We start from the raw sequence: 16,242 nt of genomic DNA, 5'->3' as shown, positions 1-16,242 counted from the left end.
CACGCCCCGCCGGTGACCTGCGCCAGCGGCGGGGCGTCACGCTCTGTTGCCGTCGAGGTCTTTGGCCGGGGTGTGGTCGCGCGGCTACTGTCTGGCGCGTTTCCTCCGGCACCGGGGCACCCCGTCCCCCGCGCCGGACGAAGCGGTACCTGTCCGCCAGCAGAAGGACCGCCGTGGGGTTTCATCGCCGTCTCGCACCGTCCGGCTTCGACCGGGGCGCCGGTGCCGCCCTCTGCGTGCTCTCGGCCGCGGCCGCCGCACTCGGTGCCGCCCCGGCGGACGCCGCCCCGCACGGGGACGCCCGCGCCGAACTGGACCGGCTGTACCAGCAGGCCGAGGAGGCGACCCAGGCCTTCGACAAGGCCGACGAGCGGGCCGACGCGCTGCGCCACGAGGTGAACGACGCCCAGGACCTGATCGCCCGCCAGCAACTGCGCGTCAACTCCATGCGGGAGGCGCTCGGTTCGCTCGCCGGCGCCCAGTACCGCTCGGGCGGCATCGACCCCACCGTCGCCCTGCTCTTCTCCGACGACCCCGAGGACTACCTCGCCAAGGCCTCCCTCCTCGACCGGATCGACGCCCGCCGGGCCGGACAGCTGCACGAACTCCGGGCGGCGCTGCGCGAACTCGCCCAGGAGCGCGCCGAGGCCGCCGGGAAACTCTCCGAACTGGAGCGCGGCCGCAAGGCGGTCGCCTCCCACAAGGCCACCGTGGAGAAGAAGCTCGCCAAGGCGCGGAGCCTGCTCGACGCGCTGCCCGCCGCCGACCGCGCCGCCTTCGAGCACGCCTCCCGGGGCAGCCGCGCCGACCTGTCCGGCCTCTCCGGCGTGGTCCCCCCGGACGCCCGCGCCGCGGCCGCCCTGGCCGCCGCCCGCTCCGCCCTCGGCAGACCGTACGTCTGGGGCGCCAGCGGCCCCTCCGGCTTCGACTGCTCGGGCCTGATGCAGTGGTCCTACGCGCACGCCGGACTCCACCTCCCGCGCACCTCGCAGGAGCAGCGCTACGCCGGCCACCAGGTCCCGCTCTCCCAGGCGCAACCCGGTGACCTGGTCGTCTACCGCTCCGACGCCAGCCATGTGGCCATGTACGTCGGCCACGGCCAGGTCATCCACGCCCCCTACCCGGGCGCCCCGGTGCGCTACGACCCGGTCGGGATGATGCCGGTCTCCTCGGTCACCCGGCCCTGACGGGCGGGCCCCGACCCGTACGATCGGCAGGTGGCTGGTCGACGTCGGGCGTGGCGCTCAGGAGCGGTGGGGCTGTGTCTGCTGCTCCTGCCGCTGACCGGATGCGGCGGAACGGGCTCCTCGGCCCCGACCGTGACGACCGAGGTGCAGCGGGTCCTGGACCTGCGCTCGGCCGCCGTCCTCGGCCACGACGAGCGGGCCTACGGCGAGAGCGGCACCCGCGCCTCCTACGCCGCCCTGCGCGCCGTACCGCTCGCCGAGTGGAGCTACCGGGTGACCGCCGTGCACCGGGACGGCGCCGGGGCCACCGCGGACGCCCGGCTGCGGTACCGGATCCGGGGCTACGACAAGGCGCCGGTCACCACCGACCGCACGCTCACCCTCGACCGCACCGCCGACGGCGGGTGGTACGTCAGCCACGACGGGCCCGCGAAGAAGACCGGCCAGCAGCTCTGGGACCAGGGCACGGTCACGGTCGTCAGGAGCGCCCACAGCCTCGTCCTCGGCGTCGGCCAGTCCGCGGCCACGCTGCGCGCCTACGCCCGCCTCGCCGACACCGCCGTCCCCGAGGTCTCCAAGGCCTGGGGCACCGACTGGACCCGCCGGGTGGTCCTCCTCGTACCGAAGTCGCTGGACGGCATGGCGGGCCTGCTCGGCGGCCCCGCCTCCGACTACCGGGGCATCGCCGCCGTCACCACCGGTGAGGCGGGCGGGTCCGGGGCGACCCCCGCGGACCGGGTCATCCTCAACCCCGAGGCCTACGCCGTCCTCGGCCAGGTCGGCCGCCAGGTGGTCCTCACCCACGAGACCACCCATGTCGCCACCCGTACCCGCACCACGGCCGCCACCCCGCTCTGGCTCTCCGAGGGCTACGCCGACTGGATCGGCTACCTCGGCACCGGCCGCACCCCCGCCGAGGCGGCCCCGGAGCTGGGCCGCGCCGTCCAGGACGGGGACGTCCCCGAGGACCTGCCCGCCGACAAGGACTTCGGCTTCACCGACGACCCCACCAGGCTCGCCCAGGCCTACGAGGGCGGCTGGCTGGCCTGCCGGATGATCGCCGCCCACTGGGGCGAGGAGCGGCTCGGCGCCTTCTACCGGGCCGTCGGCGCCCACAAGGAGCGGGCGGGCGCCGTCGAGGACGTGCTCGGCAAGGAGCTCGGCACGACCCTCGCGGACTTCACCGAGCGGTGGCGGCGCTACCTGCGCAACCAGCTGGGCGACTGAACCGGCCCCGGGCTCAGGAGGGGACCGAGGGCTCCTTAGCGCGGGTCGCGGGGGACGGCGACGGGGCGGCCGGGTCGTCGGGCACCGTGGAGCGCCACAGCAGGCGGGCCGCCCAGACCGTGGCCGCGACCAGCAGGCCGTTGCGCAGGGCCAGCAGGGCGACGCCGTACCCGTCGCTCACCACGACGTGCTCGAAGCCGACGGGGAACTCCAGGACCGTCACGAAGGCCGCCAGCAGGACCAGCACCGCCGGCCCGGTCATCCGGCCGGCCCGGAAGCACAGGCAGACGGCGGCCAGGCCCACCAGCCACACCATGTACTGGGGGCTGATCACCCGGCTGGTGACCGTGAACATCAGCACGGCGGTGAACGCGGCGTCCGCCAGCGTGTGGGACCGGGAGCGGGTCGCGGACAGCCGCCACAGCAGCAGCCAGCCGAACGCGAGCGCGGTCAGCAGCAGGGCCGCCGTGCTCACCGCCTTCACGTCCGGGCCGAGGAACTCGATCGAGCCGTAGTTCAGCAGCACCTGGCCGTTCCAGCCGTGGTGCCGGGCGATGTGGAAGACCAGCGCGCCGAGCGACTCCACCTCGGTGCCCCGGTCCCGCTGGAAGGTCAGGAAGGAGAACGCGCCGGGCATGGCCACCGCGAACAGGGCGCCGACCGCGCCCGCGGTGACCGCGGCGGACACCCAGGCCCGCCGCCGCAGGGCACCCACGAGGAGCAGCGCCGGCCACACCTTGACCATCGCGCCGAACCCGGCCAGCGCGCCCATGATCCGGGGGTGCCGGGCCCCGGCCAGCACCGCGGCGACGGCGACGGCGGTGACCATCACGTCGTAGCGGGAGTAGACCGTCGGGCCGAGCAGCGGGACGCCCGCCACCCAGACCGCGGCGCCGCGCAGGGAGCGGCCCGGGCGCAGGCCCGTGTACACGAGCAGGGTCAGGACGACCAGGTCGGCGAGGAAGGCCAGGACGAAGAAGGCGGTCGGATAGGCCAGGAAGGGCAGCAGCCCGGGGGAGAGGATCGCGAGGGCCGCCGCGGGCGGGTACTGCCAGGTGACGTCGTCCAGCGGAAACGTTCCGTGGCGCAGCACCTCGTACCAGCCCCGGTAGATCACCGACACGTCGCTGGTGACGTCCGCGCCCGGGAAGACGAACACCTTCAGGACGAACAGCAGCAGGACCACACGGGTGATCCACCAGCCGCCCAGCAGCAACGCCAGGGCACGCTTCACGCCCGTCCTGTCCACCTGAGCCCCTGTCCGTCGTGTCCGCCGGCCGCCGTGCGAGTGGGCCACATGATCTCCCGCCGCCCTGTGCGGAGGCCATGAAGCGCGGCCGAACACGCTGTGCGGGTAGGGTCGGCGGCGATGCACAAGACCCTCATCGTGACGAACGACTTCCCGCCCCGGCCGGGCGGCATCCAGGCCTTTCTGCACAACATGGCCCTGCGGCTGGACCCCGGACGGCTCGTCGTCTACGCGTCCACCTGGAAGCGGAGCCGGGAGGGCGTCCGGGCCACCGCCGAGTTCGACGCGGAGCAGCCCTTCACCGTCGTACGCGACCGTACGACGATGCTGCTGCCGACACCCGGCGCGACCGGGACCGCGGTCCGGCTGCTGCGGGAGCACGGGTGCACGTCCGTGTGGTTCGGGGCGGCGGCGCCGCTCGGGCTGATGGCGCCGGCGCTGCGCAGGGCCGGCGCGCGGCGGCTGGTCGCCACGACGCACGGCCACGAGGCCGGCTGGGCCCAGCTGCCGGCCGCCCGGCAGCTGCTCGGGCGGATCGGCGAGAGCACCGACACCCTCACCTACCTCGGCGAGTACACGCGCTCCCGGATCGCGGCCGCGCTGAGCGCCGAGGCGGCGGGGCGGATGGTGCAGCTGCCGCCGGGCGTCGACGAGAAGACCTTCCACCCCGGCTCCGGGGGCGAGGAGGTCCGGGCGCGGCTGGGGCTGCGCGACCGGCCGGTGGTCGTGTGCGTCTCGCGGCTGGTGCCGCGCAAGGGGCAGGACACGCTGATCCTCGCGATGCCGCTGATCCTGGCCGCCCAGCCGGACGCGGTGCTGCTGATCGTGGGGGGCGGCCCCTACGAGCGCGAGCTGCGGCGGCTGGCCCGGGAGACCGGGGTCGAGGCGTCCGTGCGGTTCACGGGCGCCGTGCCGTGGGCCGAGCTGCCCGCGCACTACGGGGCGGGGGACGTGTTCGCCATGCCCTGCCGGACCCGGCGGGGCGGGCTGGACGTGGAGGGGCTCGGGATCGTGTACCTGGAGGCGTCCGCCACCGGACTGCCGGTGGTGGCGGGGGACTCCGGGGGCGCGCCCGACGCGGTGCTCGACGGGGAGACCGGCTGGGTCGTGCGCGGCGGGTCGGTGGAGGAGACCGCCGAGCGCGTCACCGTACTGCTGGGGGACCCGGAGCTGCGGCGGCGGATGGGGGAGCGGGGGCGGTCCTGGGTCGAGGAGCGGTGGCGGTGGGACCTGCTGGCGGAGCGGCTGGAGGAGCTGTTGTAAAAGTCTGTTCCAAGGGGGTGCGGCAAAGAGCGCCGCGCCTCTAGGCGGAACCGGAAAATCCGCACATGCTGCGCACATGACAGTAAAACTGATGCAGCGTCAGCTGACGAGACGTCAAATCTTGGGCATGGTCGCCCTCCAGACCGCCGCCGCGGCCGGTCTCACCCGCATCGGGCTCCAGTCGGCGCAGGCCGCCGAGGAGGCCGCCGCCGTCGACAACGCCCCCGCCATCGTGGTCGGTTCGGGGTACGGCGGGGCCGTCGCCGCGCTGCGGCTCGGCCAGGCCGGGGTACGGACCCTGATGATCGAGATGGGCCAGCTGTGGAACACGGCCGGCTCCGACGGCAAGATCTTCTGTTCCACCGCCGCCCCGGACAAGAGATCCATGTGGTTCAAGTCCCGCACGGAGGCCCCGCTCGCCAGCTTCCTCTGGCTGGACGTCGTCAACAAGGACATCACCCCCTACGCGGGCGTGCTCGACCGGGTGCACTACGACAACATGTCCGTGTACGTCGGGCGCGGCGTCGGGGGCGGGTCGCTGGTCAACGGGGGGATGGCGGTCACGCCCCTCCAGTCCTACTTCGCCGAGCAGTTCCCGACCGTGGACGCGACCGCGATGTACGGCACCTACTTCCCGCGCGCCCGCACCATGCTGGGCGTCAACACCATCGACGCCACCTGGTTCGAGTCGACCGAGTGGTACCAGTTCACCCGGACCTCCAGGAAGGCCGCCGGCAACACCGGGCTCAAGACCACCTTCGTGCCCAACGTCTACGACTTCGGGTACATGCAGCAGGAGGCGGCCGGCACCGCCACCAGGTCCGCGCTCGCCCAGGAGGTCATCTACGGCAACAACTACGGCAAGAAGAGCCTCGACAAGACCTACCTCGCGGCCGCCCTCGGCACCGGCAACGTCACCATCCACACCCTGGAGAAGGTCAGGACGATCACCAGGGCGAGCGACGGGTCGTACGTGCTGAGCGTGGACCGGATCGACACCAGCGGGGCCGTCGTCGAGACCAAGACCTACAGCTGCACCTACCTGTTCCTCGGCGGCGGCAGCCTCGGGACCACCGAACTGCTGGTCCGGGCGCGGGACACCGGGGCGCTGCCCGCCCTCAACTCCAGTGTGGGCGCCGGGTGGAGCACCAACGGCAACACCATGCTCGGACGCGCCAACCACATCTGGGACACCACCGGCGCCAACCAGTCGACCATGCCGGTCATGGGCATCGACGACTGGGCCAACACCGACAACCCGGTCTTCGCGGAGATCGCCCCGCTGCCCATCGGGTTCGAGACCTGGGTGAGCCTGTACCTGGCGATCACCAAGAACCCCCAACGGGCGTCCTTCACCTACGACTCCGCGAGCGGCGGGGTGAAGCTGGGCTGGACCGCGGCCCAGAGCGCGGTCTCGGTCGCCATGGCCAAGAAGCTCTTCGACCGGATCAACGCGGCCAACGCGACGATCTACCGCTACGACCTGTTCGGGTCCGCCAGCAAGGTGTTCGCCGACGACTTCTGCTACCACCCGCTGGGCGGCTGCGTACTGGGCCAGGCCACCGACGACTACGGCCGGGTGAAGGGGTACCCGAACCTGTACGTCACCGACGGCTCACTGGTGCCCGGCAACATCGGCGTGAACCCGTTCGTGACCATCACCGCGCTCGCCGAGCGCACGATGGAACGGGTCCTCGCCGAGGACATATGAGCCAAGTGCCCCGCTACTTCGCGTAGATGGCCTCGATCTCGTCCGAGTAGTCCTTCGCCACCACGTTGCGCTTGAGCTTCAGGGACGGCGTCAGGTGGCCCGACTCCTCCGTGAACTGGGAGGACAGAATGCGGAACTTCCGCACCGATTCCGCCTTCGACACCGCGGCGTTGCCGTCGTCGACGGCGGCCTGGATCGCCGCGTGCAGATCCGGGTCGTCGCGCAGCGACGCCGCGGTGGCACCCGCCGGCTTGCCGTGGTCGGCCGCCCAGCGGCCCAGGAACTCCTCGTCGACGGTGACCAGCGCGCCCACGAACGGCCGCCCGTCGCCCACCACCATGCACTCCGCGACCAGCGCGTGCGAGCGGATGCGGTCCTCCATCACGGCCGGGGCGACGTTCTTGCCGCCGGCGGTGACGATGATCTCCTTCTTGCGGCCGGTGATCCTGAGGTAGCCGTCCTCGTCCAGGGTGCCGATGTCCCCGGTGTGGAACCAGCCGTCGGCCAGCGCCTCGGCGGTCGCGGGCTCGTTGTTCCAGTAGCCCTTGAACAGGTGCTCGCCGTGCAGCAGCACCTCGCCGTCGTCCGCGATCCGGATCACCGAACCGGGCAGCGGCTGCCCGACCGTGCCGATCTTCTGCCGGTCCCAGGGGTTGAACGCGGTCGCCGCGCAGGACTCGGTCAGGCCGTAGCCCTCCAGGACCGTGAAGCCGATGCCCCGGAAGAAGTGGCCGAGGCGCTCGCCGAGGGGGGCGCCGCCGGAGATCGCGTACTCGCCCTTGCCGCCGAGCACCGCGCGCAGCTTGCTGTAGACGAGCTTGTCGAAGGTCCGGTGTTTGATCCTCATGCCGAGCGACGGGCCCGACGGCGTGTCCAGCGCCTTGCTGTACGCGATCGCGGTGTCCGCGGCCCTGTCGAAGATCCTGCCCTTGCCGTCCGCCTGCGCCTTGGCGCGCGCCGAGTTGTAGACCTTCTCGAAGACGCGCGGCACGCCGAGCACCAGCGTCGGCCGGAACGCGGCCAGTTCGTCGGTGAGGTTCTTGATGTCCGGGACGCAGCCCAGCCTGATCGGCGCCATCATCGGGGCGATCTGGACCAGCCGGCCGAAGACGTGCGCGAGCGGCAGGAAGAGCAGGACGGAGCACTCGCCGGTGCGGAACAGCGGGCGCAGCCGCTCCACGATGTTGCCGCACTCGGCGAAGAAGCTGCGGTGGGTGAGCACACAGCCCTTGGGGCGCCCGGTGGTGCCGCTCGTGTAGACGATGGTCGCCGGGTCGTCCGCCTTCGCCTGCGCGCTGCGCTCGTCGACGGTCGCGTCGGTGACGCCCTGGCCGAGCCTGCCCAGCTCCTCCAGTGCGCCGGCCTCGATCTGCCAGACGTGCTTGAGGGCGGGCAGCGCCTCGCGCACCGATTCGACGGCCGCCGTGTGGCCGTCGAGTTCGACGATGCAGGCGGTCGCGCCGGAGTCGCCGAGGATCCACTGCACCTGCTCCGGCGAGCTGGTCTCGTACACCGGCACGGTGACCGCGCCGGCGCTCCAGATCGCGAAGTCGAGGAGCGTCCACTCGTAGCGGGTGCGGGACATCAGGCCGACCCGGTCGCCCGGCTGGATGCCGGAGGCGATGAGGCCCTTGGCGGCCGTGTGCACCTCGGTCAGGAAGGCGGTGGCGGTCACGTCCGTCCACACCCCGTCGACCTTGCGGGCCATGATGGCTACGTCGGGATGCTGCGCGGCGTTTCTGCGGACGATGTCGGTCAGATTGCCGTCCGCGGGGACCTCGTACAAAGCCGGAAGGCTGAACTCGCGCAAGACTGCTGCTCCTCATAGGGCGCCGGCGCCACGACGTTGTGCGATGCGACGGTGCGGTCCAAGGCTCGGGCAGGTACTCAGGGCCTCGCCACGGTCCGGTGGGATCCGTTGGTTGAAATCCTGAGCACGACTGGACTGCCCGGACGTTACCCGCCGGTATGGCTTCTTCGACAGGGGGTCCCGGCGAGATGTTCGCTGCGTCACACAGGTTGGTGTTCCTCGGCGTACGGTAGTCCACCCCTTTAGTGACTGACCAGTAACCGCGGGTGCTGCCACCGCCTGTTCACGTATGCCGCACACGCCTACCCTTGATCACCATGGCAGCGACATCCACCGGCAACCGAAGGACCCGCGTCCACGTCGTCAGCGACGTGCACGGCAACGCCCGTGACCTGGCCAGGGCCGGTGACGGCGCCGACGCCCTGATCTGCCTCGGCGACCTCGTCCTCTTCCTCGACTACGCCGACCACTCCCGCGGCATCTTCCCCGACCTCTTCGGCGTCGAGAACGCCGACCGCCTCGTGGAGCTGCGCACCGCCCGCCGCTTCGAGGAGGCGCGGGAGCTGGGCGCCCGGCTGTGGGGCGGCATCGGCATGGACCGGGCGACCGCCATAGAGAAGGCCGTGCGCAGGCAGTACGCCGAGATGTTCGCGGCGTTCCCGGCACCGACGTACGCGACCTACGGCAATGTCGACATGCCCACGCTGTGGCCGGAGTACGCCGGGCCGGGCACGACGGTCCTCGACGGCGAGCGCGTCGAGATCGGGGGCCGGGTCTTCGGCTTCGTCGGCGGCGGACTGCGGACCCCGATGCGCACCCCCTACGAGATCTCCGACGAGGAGTACGCCGCCAAGATCGAGGCGGTCGGCGAGGTCGACGTGCTGTGCACCCACATCCCGCCGGAGGTGCCGGAGCTGGTCTACGACACGGTCGCGCGCCGTTTCGAGCGCGGCAGCCGGGCGCTGCTCGACGCCATCCGGCGCACCAGGCCGCGATACTCGCTCTTCGGACATGTCCACCAGCCGCTGGTGAAGCGGATGCGGATCGGAGCCACCGAGTGCGTGAACGTCGGGCACTTCGCCGGCACCGGGCGGCCCTGGGCGCTGGAATGGTGACGGCCCCCGGACGGCGGTGAAGTCGGCTGGTCGGACGCGCGGTAGCCTTCACGCTGCACACGCGTGCGCACGCTCGCGCACGGCGGTCCCCTTTCATGGTCTCACCGGCCCGCATCTGGAGGAGCCACCGCGATGGCGGAATACACCAGCTCGAGCATCACGATCGAGGCGGCCCCGGCCGACGTCATGGCGGTCATCGCCGACTTCGCCAAGTACCCGGACTGGACCGGTGAGGTGAAGGAGGCGGAAGTGCTGAAGGCCGACGCCAAGGGGCGGGCCGAGCAGGTCCGTCTCGTCATGGACGCGGGCGCGATCAAGGACGACCAGACGCTGGGCTACACGTGGACCGGCGACAACGAGGTCTCCTGGACCCTGGTGAAGTCGCAGATGCTGCGCTCGCTGGACGGTTCCTACCTGCTGAAGCCGGCGGGGGCGGGCGCGACCGAGGTCACGTACTCGCTGACGGTGGACGTCAAGATCCCGATGCTCGGGATGATCAAGCGCAAGGCCGAGAAGGTCATCATCGACCGGGCCCTGGCGGGCCTGAAGAAGAGGGTCGAGTCGGGCGCGTAGCCATCGCGCCCCCCAAGGCGGCACGGGTGGGCGCGGGCGGCACCCGACAGGCGCCGGCGAGCGAACCCACCCCCGCGCCCGCTGCACCTCCGGTGCCTTTCGGGCGACGGCGCGTCCGTTACGGTTCACCCTCATGCGCACCATCCTGATCACCGGCCCCGGCGGCAGCGGCCGTACGACCGTCGCCGCGGCCACCGCCCTGCGCGCCGCGGGCGAGGGCACCCCCACCCTCGTGCTCAGCGCCGACCGCACGGACACCCTCGGCGCGGCCCTCGGCACGGCGACAGGACCGGAGCCGGCGCACCTCACCCCCACCCTCACCGCCTGGCGCCCCGATGCGGCCGCCCGGTTCCGCGAGGACCTCACCGCCTTCCAGGGCCGTGCCGCGAACGTCCTCGACCTCCTCGGCGCCTCCCGCCTGGACGCCGAGGAGCTGACCCCCCTGCCCGGCGCCGAGGAGCTCTCCTTCCTCCGCGCCCTGCGCGACGCCGCCCTCTCCGAGCGCTACGAACTGCTCGTCGTGGACCTCCCGCCCGCCTCCCGGGCCCTCGCCCTCCTCGCCCTCCCCGAGGAGCTCCGCCGCTACCTGCGCCGCCTGCTCCCGCCCGAGCGGCAGGCGGCCCGCGCCCTGCGCCCGGTCCTCGGCCGCCTCGCCGGCGTCCCCATGCCCGCCGACTGGCTCTACGAGACGGCCGCCCGCTGGGACGTCGAGCTGGCCGCCGTCGAGGCCGTCCTCGGCGACCGCCACACCGCCGTGCACCTGGTCGCCGAACCCGGCCCGGCCGGCGCCGACGCCGTCCGCACCGCCCGCCTCGGCCTCGCCCTGCGCGGCCTGCGCACCGGCACCCTGGTCGCCAACCGCGTCCTGCCCGAGACCACGCCCCTGCACGGCCTCGTCGCCCAGCAGCGCAAGGCCCTCGCGGAGTGGGAGGAGGCGTACGACGTCACGCCCGTGGCCCACCTCGGGCACGACCCGCGCGGCACCGACGACCTCGCCGCGCTCACCGTGCCCGGCGTCAACACCGCGACCGACCCGGTCGAGTGGCCCGTCGCCGACCGCATCGAGGAGGACGGCGTCCTGGTCTGGCACATCCCGCTGCCCGGCGCGATACGGGACGGCCTCGACCTCGTCCGGCGCGGCGACGAGGTCGTGATCACCGTCGGCGGCTTCCGCCGGATCGTCGCCCTGCCGTCGGCCCTGCGCCGCTGCACCGTCGCCGGGGCCGCCCTGCGCGACGGCGAGCTGCGGCTGCGGTTCGCCCCGGACCCGGATCTGTGGCCGCGCTGACCGTGAATCCGGTACGCCCGTTCGGGTAACGTCGTAGAGACGAACCGTAGTCAGGAGTCCGTCATGAGCGAAGAGCGCCCCCCGGCCGACGCCGCCGAGGAAACGGACGAGGTACGGGCGACCGACGACGACGCCTGGGCCACGGCCTGCGCCGAGGATCTCGCCAAGGAGAAGGACCGCCGCCGCACCCGGTACGGCCCGCCCCCGGGGTCGGCCGCCGAGGAACTGCGCAAACTCGTCGACGCCGTCGCCGACAAGCTCTCCGGCATCCAGAGCCCGCTCCTCGGGGCGGTCGCCGGGCCCGCCGCCCAGCAGGTGGTGCGCCAGGTCGTCCAGCAGGCGAAGAGCGCCGTCGAACCCGTCATGGAGCGCAATCCGGATGTCTTCGACCACCTCGCGGCCGCCGGCGGCGAGCTGCTGGCCGCCTACCGCTCCGCGGTCCGCGCCCAGGAGGCCCGCTGGACCTCCGGCGGCCACGACAAAGGCCGCGACAAGGGCGAGGACAGCGGCCCGGGAGAGCGCATCGACTTGGACTGACAGCCCCCTCGGGTACGGTTGGCCGTAGCGGGGCTCGACCGAAACTGAGGGATTCATGGGACTCACCATCGGCGTCGACATCGGCGGCACGAAGATCGCGGCCGGCGTGGTCGATGAGGAAGGCAACATCCTCTCGACCCACAAGGTGCCGACCCCGGGTACGCCCGAGGGCATCGTGGACGCCATTGCCTCCGCCGTGGAGGGTGCGCGCGCCGGGCACGAGATCGTCGGCGTGGGCATCGGTGCCGCCGGCTACGTGAACCGGCAGCGCTCCACGGTGTACTTCGCGCCGAACATCGACTGGCGCAACGAGCCGCTGAAGGAGAAGGTCGAGGCCCGCGTCGGCCTCCCCGTGGTCGTGGAGAACGACGCGAACGCGGCCGCCTGGGGCGAGTACAAGTTCGGCGCGGGCAAGGGCCACCGCAACGTCATCTGCATCACGCTCGGCACCGGCCTCGGCGGCGGCATCATCATCGGCAACAAGCTGCGCCGCGGGCACTTCGGCGTCGCGGCCGAGTTCGGCCACATCCGGGTGGTCCCGGACGGGCTGCTGTGCGGCTGCGGATCGCAGGGCTGCTGGGAGCAGTACGCCTCCGGCCGCGCCCTCGTCCGCTACGCCAAGCAGCGCGCCAACGCCACCCCGGAGAACGCCGAGATCCTGCTCGGCCTGGGCGACGGCTCCTCCGAGGGCATCGAGGGCAAGCACATCTCCATGGCCGCCCGGCAGGGCGACCCGGTCGCCGTCGACTCCTACCGCGAGCTCGCCCGCTGGGCCGGCGCGGGCCTCGCCGACCTCGCCTCGCTCTTCGACCCCTCCGCATTCATCGTCGGCGGCGGCCTCTCGGACGAGGGCGAACTGGTCCTCGACCCGATCCGCAAGTCCTACAAGCGCTGGCTGGTGGGCGGCAACTGGCGCCCGGTGGCCGAGGTCATCGCCGCCCGGCTGGGCAACGACGCGGGCCTGGTGGGCGCGGCCGACCTGGCGAGGGAGCCCGACCCGATCATGTGACGCCCGGGACCGGGTCCGCGGGGCGGTAGCCGATACGCGGCCACCGCCGCGCGGCCCCTCCTCCCGGCGCGTAGATTGATCACATGGCGTCGCTCCCCAACTCCCACACAGAGCCCGACGGTTCGGCCGTCGTCCGCGTCCTCGCCTACAACATCCGCTCCATGCGGGACGACACCGCGGCGCTCGCCCGCGTCATCCGGGCCTGCGCCCCCGACCTGGTCCTCGTCCAGGAGGCCCCGCGCTTCTTCCGCTGGCGCAAGAAGCTCGCCCGGCTGGCCTCCGCGGCCGACCTGGTGATCCTCACCGGGGGCGCCACCGCGGCCGGCCCGGCCATCCTCTGCGACCTGCGCGCCACCGTGGAACGCACCGAGGACGTCCTGCTCCCGCTCACCCCCGGTCTGCACCGCCGCGGCTTCGCGACCGCCGTCGTCCGCTTCGGCGCGGCCCGGCTCGGCGTCGTCAGCTTCCACCTCAGCCTCCAGCGGGACGAGCGCCTCGAACAGGGCGGCATGCTCCTCGACCGCCTCGCCGGACTGGGCGTGGACCACGCCGTCACCGGCGGCGACCTCAACGACCGCCCCGACGGCAGCACCTTCCGTCTGCTCGCCGACGGCCTCCAGGACTGCCGGGTCACCGCCCCCTGGGGCGGCGAGTTCACCTCCTGGTCCGGCGCCCCCTACCAGCGCATCGACGCGGTCTTCGCGACGAAGGGCATCGAGGTCCTCGGCTGCGGCGTGCCCGAGGACCTGCCGGGCGTCACGGACGAGGACCTGCGGACGGCCACGGACCACCTTCCGGTCCTGGCCGCCCTCAGGGTTCCGGCGTCCTGAACAGCTTCTCGAACGGCGTCCTGGACGGCCTTCTCAGACCACGGCGCCGCGGCCCGGGTCGCCGTCCTCGTCGTCGTCCGTCTTCATGCGGGTCACCAGGGTGACGAAGCCACCGAGGAACCCGCCTATCCCCAGCGTCGCCAGCCACCAGGTCATGTCCCAGCCGAGCAGCACCGCGAGCAGCAGCAGCACCGGCCCGCCCACCACGCCGAGCCAGGCGAACCTGGCGGTCGTGTCGGCGGCCGGCAGCGGCGGCGGCTCGGGCGGCACGAAGTGCCCCTCGTCGTCATCGTCGAAGTCGTCCTCGGACGCCTCCGGCGCGCTGTAGTCCCGCGGTCCCACCCCGGGCGCGAAGGCGACCGAGCTGCCCAGCGGCTTGGCGGGAGGCGTCTCCTGGGCCGGCTGCGGACCGCCCGCGGCCTCGGCCCCGGTCTCCTCGGTGTCCCCGGCCCCGTCCTCGGCTCCGTCCCCGTCCTCGTCCCCGTCTCCGTCCTCTTTCATCGCCGGCAGCGCGAGATCCTTCACCGGCTTGAAGGGCTTCGCCCCCGGCGGGTCCGGCGGCTCCTCGCCGTAACCCGCGACGATCGCCGCCCAGGCGGCCGCCTCGTCGAAGGGCACCCCCTCGTCCGGCTCGCGGTCCTCGCGGTCGGAGTCGTGCTCAGCCAACTGCGGCCGTCCCTTCCTTGCCGACACTGGGTGCGAGCCGGCCGATGAAGGCGAGGCTCTCCTCGAAGATCCGGTCCGCATCGTGATCCAACGTCGCGACGTGGTAGCTCTGTTCCAGCACGACCTCCGTTACGTCCGTGGAGGACACCCGGCTCAGGATCCGCGCGGAATCCACCGCCGGAACCACATGGTCCCGGGTACTGCGCAGCAGCAGCAACGGCTGGGTGACCTGCGGAAGCTCACCGTCCACCCGGCGGAAGAAGTTCCGCAGCGAGTGCGCGCTGTGCAGCGGCACCCGGTCGTACCCCACCTCCGCCGCGCCCGGCTTGGCGATGTCACTGGCGATGCCCGGCGTCGTCCGGACCAGGTGCCGGGCCACCGGAAGGGCGTACGCGGACAACCCGTGCACCTTGTTCGCGGGGTTGACGACCACCACGCCGTCCACCCCCGTCCCGTTCTTCGCGGCCAGCCGGAGCGCCAGCGTGCCGCCCATCGACAGGCCCGCGACGAAGACCCGCGAGCAGCGCTCGCGCAGCAGCCGCAGCTCGCGGTCCACCTCCGCGAACCAGTCCTGCCAGCCGGTGACCTGCATGTCCTCCCAGCGGGTGCCGTGCCCGGGCAGCAGCGGCAGGGACACGGACAGGCCGTGCGCCGCGTGGTGTTCCGCCCAGGGGCGCAGCGACTGGGGCGAACCGGTGAAACCGTGGCAGAGGAGGACGCCGACCTCCCCGCCGTCATGGCGGTACGGCTCGGCTCCGGGGAGAACCGGCACCTTCGGTCTCCAATCCATCAGTGGGGGCGGGAACTGGGAGGGGTACGAACGACGACTTCGGAAACGAGGACTTCGCAAACGAGGACCTCGGGAACGGTGACTTCGGAAACGACGACTTCGGATGTGCTTCACCGTACGCGACCGCACTGACACCGACCAGGGTCGTCGGGCCCATTCACCGCGGCGCGGGTTAAGGTCTGATCCACGGAAACAGGAGGCACTCGGTTGTTGTACGGCGCGATGAAGGTCGCCATCGGGGGACCGCTCAAGGTCACCTTCAGACCCTGGGTGGAGGGCCTGGAGAACGTCCCGGCCGAGGGCCCGGCGATCCTGGCGAGTAACCACCTGTCCTTCTCGGACTCGTTCTTCCTGCCCGCGGTGCTGGACCGCAAGGTCACGTTCATCGCCAAGGCCGAGTACTTCACCACCCCGGGGGTCAAGGGACGCCTGACGGCCGCCTTCTTCAAAGGCGTCGGCCAGCTCCCCGTGGACCGCTCCGGCGCGCGCGGCGCCGGCGAGGCGGCGGTGCGCAGCGGCATCGAGGTGCTGGAGCGCGGCGAGCTGTTCGGCATCTACCCGGAGGGCACCCGCTCGCCCGACGGCCGTCTCTACCGGGGCAAGCCCGGCGGCCTCGCGCGCGTGGCGCTCGCGACCGGCGCCCCGGTCCTCCCGGTCGCCATGATCGACACGGAGAAGATCCAGCCGCCGGGGCAGGTGATGCCCAAGCTGATGCGCCCGGGCATCCGGATCGGCAAGCCGCTGGACTTCAGCCGCTACCAGGGCATGGAGCACGACCGGTTCGTGCTGCGCGCGGTGACCGACGAGGTCATGTACGAGATCATGAAGCTCTCCGGCCAGGAGTACGTCGACGTCTACGCGACCGCGGCCAAGCGGCAGATCGCGGAGGCCACCAGGGCGGAGAAGGACGCGGTGAGGGCGGAGAAGGAAGCGGCCAGAGCCGAGAAGAAGGCCGCCGACTCCTGACCCGGCGGTGACGGGGGCGGG

15 protein-coding genes are annotated in these 16,242 nt (G+C 72.5%); 11 read left to right on the top strand and 4 right to left on the bottom strand.

Annotated features, from left to right (window positions below):
• Positions 1-173: 173 nt before the first annotated feature.
• Positions 174-1,187 (top strand): C40 family peptidase, encoded by a 1,014-nt coding sequence (locus ACZ619_RS04880; RefSeq protein ID WP_469594155.1) that lies wholly within the window; start codon positions 174-176, stop codon positions 1,185-1,187.
• A 30-nt stretch (positions 1,188-1,217) separates the two neighbouring features.
• Positions 1,218-2,414: a hypothetical protein gene (locus ACZ619_RS04875; protein ID WP_469594153.1), complete on the top strand. Its 1,197-nt coding sequence runs from the start codon at positions 1,218-1,220 to the stop codon at positions 2,412-2,414.
• A gap of 13 nt (positions 2,415-2,427) precedes the next feature.
• On the opposite strand, the gene ACZ619_RS04870 is transcribed toward ACZ619_RS04875, so the two are convergent.
• The gene (locus ACZ619_RS04870) at positions 2,428-3,648 is read right to left on the bottom strand and encodes a glycosyltransferase 87 family protein (protein WP_469594151.1); all 1,221 of its coding nucleotides are present in this window, start codon (positions 3,646-3,648) and stop codon (positions 2,428-2,430) included.
• 135 nt (positions 3,649-3,783) lie between these two features.
• On the opposite strand from ACZ619_RS04870, the gene ACZ619_RS04865 reads away from it, so the two are divergent.
• A complete protein-coding gene (locus ACZ619_RS04865; RefSeq protein ID WP_469594149.1) occupies positions 3,784-4,926 on the top strand; it encodes a glycosyltransferase family 4 protein in 1,143 nt (380 codons plus the stop codon).
• 91 nt (positions 4,927-5,017) lie between these two features.
• Complete coding sequence (locus ACZ619_RS04860) at positions 5,018-6,637, top strand: GMC oxidoreductase (RefSeq protein WP_469594148.1); 1,620 nt, start codon at positions 5,018-5,020, stop codon at positions 6,635-6,637.
• Positions 6,638-6,650: 13 nt separating this feature from the next.
• Here ACZ619_RS04860 and ACZ619_RS04855 read toward each other — a convergent pair whose 3' ends face one another.
• Positions 6,651-8,447, bottom strand: coding sequence for an AMP-dependent synthetase/ligase (locus ACZ619_RS04855; RefSeq protein ID WP_469594146.1), 1,797 nt, complete (start codon positions 8,445-8,447; stop codon positions 6,651-6,653).
• 317 nt (positions 8,448-8,764) lie between these two features.
• Between ACZ619_RS04855 and ACZ619_RS04850 the strand changes: the two genes are divergently transcribed.
• The 6 genes from ACZ619_RS04850 to ACZ619_RS04825 all read left to right on the top strand — a co-directional run bounded on the left by ACZ619_RS04850 (position 8,765) and on the right by ACZ619_RS04825 (position 13,799).
• Positions 8,765-9,562, top strand: coding sequence for a metallophosphoesterase family protein (locus tag ACZ619_RS04850; protein ID WP_469594144.1), 798 nt, complete (start codon positions 8,765-8,767; stop codon positions 9,560-9,562).
• Between the two features lie 132 nt (positions 9,563-9,694).
• Positions 9,695-10,135 carry an SRPBCC family protein gene (locus tag ACZ619_RS04845; RefSeq protein ID WP_469594142.1) on the top strand — a complete coding sequence of 147 codons (441 nt, stop codon included), beginning with the start codon at positions 9,695-9,697 and terminating at the stop codon, positions 10,133-10,135.
• A 133-nt stretch (positions 10,136-10,268) separates the two neighbouring features.
• Positions 10,269-11,423 carry an ArsA family ATPase gene (locus ACZ619_RS04840; protein WP_469594140.1) on the top strand — a complete coding sequence of 385 codons (1,155 nt, stop codon included), beginning with the start codon at positions 10,269-10,271 and terminating at the stop codon, positions 11,421-11,423.
• Positions 11,424-11,486: 63 nt separating this feature from the next.
• Positions 11,487-11,960 carry a DUF5304 domain-containing protein gene (locus tag ACZ619_RS04835; RefSeq protein ID WP_469594138.1) on the top strand — a complete coding sequence of 158 codons (474 nt, stop codon included), beginning with the start codon at positions 11,487-11,489 and terminating at the stop codon, positions 11,958-11,960.
• Positions 11,961-12,015: 55 nt separating this feature from the next.
• Positions 12,016-12,969, top strand: a complete 954-nt coding sequence (locus ACZ619_RS04830; protein WP_469594136.1) for an ROK family glucokinase — start codon at positions 12,016-12,018, stop codon at positions 12,967-12,969.
• An 83-nt stretch (positions 12,970-13,052) separates the two neighbouring features.
• A complete protein-coding gene (locus tag ACZ619_RS04825) occupies positions 13,053-13,799 on the top strand; it encodes an endonuclease/exonuclease/phosphatase family protein (protein WP_469594134.1) in 747 nt (248 codons plus the stop codon).
• A gap of 33 nt (positions 13,800-13,832) precedes the next feature.
• Here the strand turns inward: ACZ619_RS04825 and ACZ619_RS04820 are convergent, their stop codons facing one another.
• Together ACZ619_RS04820 and ACZ619_RS04815 are read right to left on the bottom strand one after the other, a co-directional pair.
• Entirely contained in the window at positions 13,833-14,465 is a 633-nt protein-coding gene (locus ACZ619_RS04820) for a hypothetical protein (protein WP_469594132.1), read from the bottom strand.
• A complete protein-coding gene (locus tag ACZ619_RS04815; RefSeq protein ID WP_469594130.1) occupies positions 14,458-15,237 on the bottom strand; it encodes an alpha/beta hydrolase in 780 nt (259 codons plus the stop codon). The genes ACZ619_RS04820 and ACZ619_RS04815 overlap by 8 nt, the downstream gene beginning before the upstream one ends.
• A 228-nt stretch (positions 15,238-15,465) precedes the next feature.
• On the opposite strand from ACZ619_RS04815, the gene ACZ619_RS04810 reads away from it, so the two are divergent.
• Entirely contained in the window at positions 15,466-16,221 is a 756-nt protein-coding gene (locus ACZ619_RS04810) for a lysophospholipid acyltransferase family protein (RefSeq protein WP_469594127.1), read from the top strand.
• The last annotated feature ends 21 nt before the right edge of the window (positions 16,222-16,242 follow it).

The sequence above is a fragment of the Streptomyces sp. NPDC104367 genome (assembly GCF_055583825.1).
This window is presented reverse-complemented; position numbering and strand designations above follow the sequence as displayed.

Bases quoted from the DNA above. Each gene is read 5' to 3' on its own strand.
- ACZ619_RS04865 (WP_469594149.1), top strand. From the start codon at position 3,784: ATGCACAAGACCCTCATCGTGACGAACGACTTCCCGCCCCGGCCGGGC.
- ACZ619_RS04860 (WP_469594148.1), top strand. From the start codon at position 5,018: ATGCAGCGTCAGCTGACGAGACGTCAAATCTTGGGCATGGTCGCCCTC.
- ACZ619_RS04850 (WP_469594144.1), top strand. From the start codon at position 8,765: ATGGCAGCGACATCCACCGGCAACCGAAGGACCCGCGTCCACGTCGTC.
- ACZ619_RS04845 (WP_469594142.1), top strand. From the start codon at position 9,695: ATGGCGGAATACACCAGCTCGAGCATCACGATCGAGGCGGCCCCGGCC.
- ACZ619_RS04840 (WP_469594140.1), top strand. From the start codon at position 10,269: ATGCGCACCATCCTGATCACCGGCCCCGGCGGCAGCGGCCGTACGACC.
- ACZ619_RS04835 (WP_469594138.1), top strand. From the start codon at position 11,487: ATGAGCGAAGAGCGCCCCCCGGCCGACGCCGCCGAGGAAACGGACGAG.
- ACZ619_RS04830 (WP_469594136.1), top strand. From the start codon at position 12,016: ATGGGACTCACCATCGGCGTCGACATCGGCGGCACGAAGATCGCGGCC.
- ACZ619_RS04825 (WP_469594134.1), top strand. From the start codon at position 13,053: ATGGCGTCGCTCCCCAACTCCCACACAGAGCCCGACGGTTCGGCCGTC.